We start from the raw sequence: 5,878 nt of genomic DNA on the forward strand, positions 1-5,878 counted from the left end.
CCAGAAGAATTTGACAAGAAGAGTGGTAGTCCTATTGCTTTATGTATTGAATGTGGTTCAGATATGATAATTAAGAGGTGATGCTACACTATTTAATGGAGCATCACTTTAATACTCGACCGTAGGGAGATTTTGTTCTTCTTAATTTAGCTTTTACAAGTAATTAAAAATATTTTAATATATGTGATTTATATAAATAGGAGGATTATTATGATGAGAATATTAGTTACTGATGGTATGGAGAAAAATGCTATAGAAGATTTAAAATCTAAAGATTATGAAGTTGTTGAGAAGTTTTATGAACCTGAAATTTTAGGTGAAATGTTACAAGAGTTTGATGTGGTTGTTGTTAGATCTGCTACAAAGATTAGACAACCAATAATTGACAAAGCAGCAGAGACTGGAAGATTAAAACTTATAATACGTGGTGGAGTTGGCGTAGATAACATAGATGTAGCCTACGCTATGGAAAAAGGAATAAAAGTTTCTAACACTCCCAATGCAAGTAGTGCATCTGTAGCTGAACTTGCTCTTGCTCATATGTTTGCAGTATCAAGATTCATTAATATTTCCAATGTAACTATGCGACAAGGAAAATGGGATAAGAAAAAATATGAAGGTGTAGAAATTGATGGAAAAACTTTGGGGTTAATTGGATTTGGAAAAATATCAAGACACCTCGCTAAAAAAGCATCTGCGCTTGGTATGACAGTTATATATACAGATATAATAGGAAAAGCTAAGGATTGTGACGAATATGAATTCTTTGAATTAAATGATGTTTTAAAAAAATCTGACTATGTGTCATTACACATACCATTTTTAAAAGAAAAAGGAGCTACTATAGGTAAAGAAGAGTTAGCTATGATGAAAGATGGAGCATTCCTAATAAATTGTGCTAGAGGTGGGGTAGTTGATGAAGTTGCGTTAGTAGATGCTTTAGATAATGGAAAATTAGCAGGAGCTGGAGTAGATGTTTATGTTGAAGAACCAACTAAAAATGAAGCTTTAGTTAATCATCCAAAAGTTTCTGTAACACCACATATTGGAGCTGCAACTGCGGAAGCTCAGACAAGAATAGGTACTGAAATAACAAACATTATTTACGATTTTTTTAAGTAAACTTATGAAATTATTATATTAAGGGAGGAATAACAATGGCAGTAGTAAGACCTTTTAAAACATACAGACCACAGTTAGATTTAGTAGAGAAAGTATCAGCGCTTCCTTATGATGTTATGAACAGTGAAGAAGCTAGAGAAATGGTAAAAGGTAAACCTTATTCATTTTTACATGTTGATAAACCAGAAGTAGATTTAGAACCTGGAATAGACCTCCACAGTGAGAAGGTTTATCTTAAAGCTAGGGAGAATCTTCAAAAAATGATTAGTGATAAAGTATATATGCAAGATGAAAAACCTTGTTTGTACATTTACAGACAAATAATGAATGGAAGACCTCAAACGGGTATAGTTGCTTGTGCTTCAATTGATGATTATATAAATGATGTAATTAAAAAACATGAGTTAACAAGAGCTGATAAAGAGCTTGATAGATTTAATCATGTCGATTACACAAATGCTAATACTGGACCAATATTCTTAACATATAGACATAAAGATGAAATAGACGCTATAGTAAAAAATTGGACAGAAACAAAAAAAGCAGTATATGATTTTAAATCAGAAGATGGTGTATCTCAAATTATTTGGGTTATAGATGAAGAAGAAGTTATAAATAAGTTATCAGCTATATTTGCTGAAACAGATTATTTATACATAGCTGATGGTCATCATAGATCGGCTTCAGCTGTTAAAGTTGGACTAAAAAGAAGACAAGAAAACCCATCATACAAAGGTAATGAGGAATTCAATTTCTTCTTATCAGTTATATTCCCTGACAATGATTTATATGTAATGGATTATAATAGAGTTGTTGCAGATTTAAACGGAAACACCACAGAAGAATTTATGAATAAAGCAGCTGAAAAATTTGATATAACTCTATATACAGGGGAAGGTCAATTTAAGCCAGAAGTGCAAAGAACTTACGGAATGTTCTTAGATGGTAAATGGTATAAACTTGAAGCTAAAGTTGGGACTTTTGATATGAATGATCCTGTTGAAAGATTAGACGTATCAATACTTCAAAAAAATCTACTAGAGCCAGTTCTAGGAATTGACGACCCAAGAACAAATTCAAGAATTGATTTCATTGGTGGAATAAGAGGACTTGGAGAACTTGAAAGAAGAGTTAATGAAGGCATGAGTGTTGCGTTTTCTATGTGTGCTACAACTATGGACGATTTGATGGATATAGCAAATGCAGGGAAAACAATGCCACCTAAATCAACTTGGTTTGAACCAAAATTACAAAGTGGAATATTTGTTCACAAACTATAATTTAATGACATGAAAAAATAGAAATGTAGAAGTAGGAAGAAAAGCCACGCATATGCGTGGCCTTTTTAAATTTATAGGGTATAATAAAATTATAAATAATTTGATTTAATTAATATAGGTAGCAAGGGAGATAAAAAATATGGCACAACATTCATTGTCAAGAACAGAATTACTTATAGGTGTGGATAGTTTAAATAAATTAAAAGAAAGTAAAGTAATAGTCTTCGGAATTGGTGGAGTTGGTAGTTACACAGTTGAAGCACTTGTAAGAGCCGGTGTTGGTAAATTGGTATTAATAGATGACGATACAATTTGTTTAACAAATTTAAATAGACAAATACATGCTACCCGTAAAACTATAGGTAAAAGTAAGGTTTTAGTAATGAAGGATAGAATACTCGACATAAATCCTGAATGTGAGGTTACCACTCATGAAACATTCGTAACTGAAGACAATATGGAAGATATAATTACTGAAGATACGGATTATGTAGTAGATGCTATTGATACGGTAACTTCAAAAATAGCGCTAGTAGAATTCTGCAGAGAACATAATATACGTATTATATGCTGTTTAGGTACAGGTAATAAATTGGATCCAACTTTATTTAAAGTCGCTGATATTTATGATACGAAAATGTGTCCACTTGCGAAGGTTATGAGACATGAACTTCGACAGAGAAATGTTGAAAGTCTTAAGGTAGTTTATTCAGAAGAAACTCCTATTAAGCCACTAGATGAAGTTATAACATGTAAAGAAGGTTGCGTATGCACCGGAGGTTCAAAAAAATGTGCTATGAAAAGGCAAATTCCAGGGAGTATATCGTTTGTCCCTCCAGTAGCAGGTATGATAATTGGTGGAGAAGTGGTTAAGGATTTAATAAAGGATATCTAACCCGTAGAAGAATAAGGGGGAAATTAATTGAAAAATAAGAGTAATGTTATAGCTATAATTTTTATATTTATTGCTATGGCACTAAATGCTATGGCTGAAAACACTAGAGGAATATTTATACCATTTTTCAAATCGGATTTTAACATAGACAATACTGGGATAGGTATAATGCTCTTTATTGGTTCTTTAGCATATGTATTGTTTTCCTATATTGGAGGAATACTTTGCGAGAAAATAGGACAAAAAAGGGTTATTATATTAGGTCTTAGCTTTATGTTTCTATCACTGGTATTGTTGTCAGGAGTAAAGGGCTATACCACTTTTTTAATAGGTGTTTTTATTATGAGTATGGGGTTAGCACTCACAAGTATAGCTATAAATACATTAGTGCCAGTACTAATCCTAAGTTATCAAGCTATTCTTATGAATCTAATTCATTTTTGTTACGGTGTGGGTGGAGCATCTGGTCAAGCAATAGGTGGAATATTAATATCCAAGGGTTATACTTGGAGAAATATATACTTAGGGATATCAATCTTGTTTTTAATTCTACTCATTATATCTGTTTTTATAAAAATTCCTCAAACTCATAAATACAATGAAAAAAACAAAATAAATGTATTAGAGATTTTAAGAAATAAAATAGTTTATTTCTATGTGTTTGCATTAGGATTTTATGTATTTGCTGAGATAGCTACGATAAGCTGGTTCGTGAATCATATAAAAGATAACTATAACTATAATAGTAGTAAGAGTGCGTTTTATAGTGTCATGTTCTTAATTGTATTTAGTATAGGAAGGTTAGTTGGAGGATTTGTAGTTGAAAAACTAGATTACTTAAAAACAACTATGGCATCTTTAATAACTGCAGTGTGTTTGTTTACCTTTGGACTCATCATTGGACAAGATGGTCTTATAATAATATCTATTTCTGGTTTCTTTTTTGCAATTACCTTTCCAACTATTGTACTTACAATAAGCAAGGTATTTAAGCAGAATATTTCTTATATAACAGGGTTAATAGTTACATTAACTTCTTTAGTTAATATGTTGCTTAACTTGGTATTAGGTAGACTAAACGATATAATAGGTACTTATTTTGCATTTTATATGATTCCAATAAGTTTAATATTATCAATTACATTTATATATCTTATCTATATAAATACAACAAAAGATTTTAGTGTTGAAAAAGGGGTTTGTAATGAATAAGGGTAAATATGTGAACTTAGAAGCTGTAAAGGGAAACGAAAGAGAGTATGTAATAAAAGATAATTTTTATATTATACTAGGAAGAATATTTATAGTGGAATTAGATAAACAAAATAAGTTTTGTATGTTTAGATTGAAATTCCATAAATATACTAATGAAAGTTATGAGTATCTAAAAGACGCTTTAAATCTTATACTTAATATTTTGGTTAAAAATATGGGGATAAATAAAGTAAATGTAATAGCTCATGAAAATATAAATATAAGAGCTTTTACTGATTTAGGATTTGAGTTAGAAGGTGTTATTACAAATAGTATAGTAATTAAGTCTGAATTTAAATCAGAAATTATATTTGGTATAAATTCATTAGTTTTTAATAGAAATTCAATAAAAAGGGACCTTTCGATTAAAGGTAGAAACATTAAAATTCAGGCATTAACTCAAGGTGATGCAGAAGAGGTGTTAGATTTTCAATTAAGAAACAGAGAATTTTTAAGGCGTTTTGAACCTTCTAGAGATGAAAGTTTTTACACTTTAGATAACCAAAAGCATAATTTAAGAGAGAGTTATAAGCAGTTTTTAAATGGTAATGGTATTAATTTTGGTATATATAAAGACAGTAAATTTATTGGGAAAATAAGAATATCTAATATTGTTATGGGTGTTTTTAAAAGTGCTTTTATAGGTTATTCTATAGATGAAAAAGAACAAGGCAATGGATATATGAAAGAAGCAGTTAAACTTGTATTGGAATATGCATTTGAGGAATTGGAGTTACACAGAATAGAAGCAACTACTTTAATAGATAATGAAAAATCACAAAGAGTCCTAAGAAGCTGTGGATTTAAAGAACTTGGAATAAGTGAAGAATATTTATATATAAATGGGTCATGGAGAGATCACATGGTTTTTTATAAGGTTAAAGGTTAAAATCAAGCATTTAGGCTCGGTTTGTATAAATAGTTATGTATACCATGCCTAGTGTATCAATACGAGAAAAATGTAGAATAAGCAAGGAAACAAGATTAATTTACGCTTATATCTTCGTAAGTATGGTGTAAATATAAATATTTAAAAACTATTATGGTAAAATAATAAATGTAGTTGCAGTTTAGCAGCGATAAAAAAATCATGTTAGCAGAGAATTCAATTAAAAAGAATAAAAAACTGTTGACAAATGATTAAACAACTGGTAAAGTAGTAGAAGTCGTCACATGATGACAAATTAAATTGGTCTTTGAAAATTAAACAGAGAAATAGGTAAAGAATAGCAAAATAATATTTTGCTAAACCAGTTAATTACTTTAGTAAAAAGAAGTAAATTTTAGTCGTAAGACTAAATAGTATGTAATGAGCTTGAGTAACAAC

Annotated in this window: 5 protein-coding genes; all 5 read left to right on the forward strand. The window is 30.0% G+C overall.

The window, feature by feature from the left end; translation table 11 throughout:
• Positions 1-210 precede the first annotated feature (210 nt).
• Positions 211-1,122, forward strand: a complete 912-nt coding sequence (locus JJD95_RS19415; RefSeq protein ID WP_291645056.1) for a D-2-hydroxyacid dehydrogenase — start codon at positions 211-213, stop codon at positions 1,120-1,122.
• A gap of 35 nt (positions 1,123-1,157) precedes the next feature.
• Entirely contained in the window at positions 1,158-2,402 is a 1,245-nt protein-coding gene (locus JJD95_RS19420; RefSeq protein ID WP_291645058.1) for a DUF1015 family protein, read from the forward strand.
• 139 nt (positions 2,403-2,541) lie between these two features.
• On the forward strand, positions 2,542-3,297 hold the full coding sequence (locus JJD95_RS19425) for a tRNA threonylcarbamoyladenosine dehydratase (RefSeq protein ID WP_291645060.1): 756 nt from the start codon (positions 2,542-2,544) through the stop codon (positions 3,295-3,297).
• Positions 3,298-3,324: 27 nt separating this feature from the next.
• Entirely contained in the window at positions 3,325-4,509 is a 1,185-nt protein-coding gene (locus JJD95_RS19430) for a sugar MFS transporter (RefSeq protein ID WP_291645062.1), read from the forward strand.
• Positions 4,502-5,440 carry a GNAT family protein gene (locus tag JJD95_RS19435; protein WP_291645064.1) on the forward strand — a complete coding sequence of 313 codons (939 nt, stop codon included), beginning with the start codon at positions 4,502-4,504 and terminating at the stop codon, positions 5,438-5,440. Before JJD95_RS19430 ends, JJD95_RS19435 begins: the two co-directional genes overlap by 8 nt.
• Positions 5,441-5,878 lie beyond the last annotated feature (438 nt).

This window comes from Clostridium sp. (genome assembly GCF_016650035.1).
Taxonomy (GTDB): Bacteria; Bacillota; Clostridia; order Clostridiales; family Clostridiaceae; genus Clostridium_AD.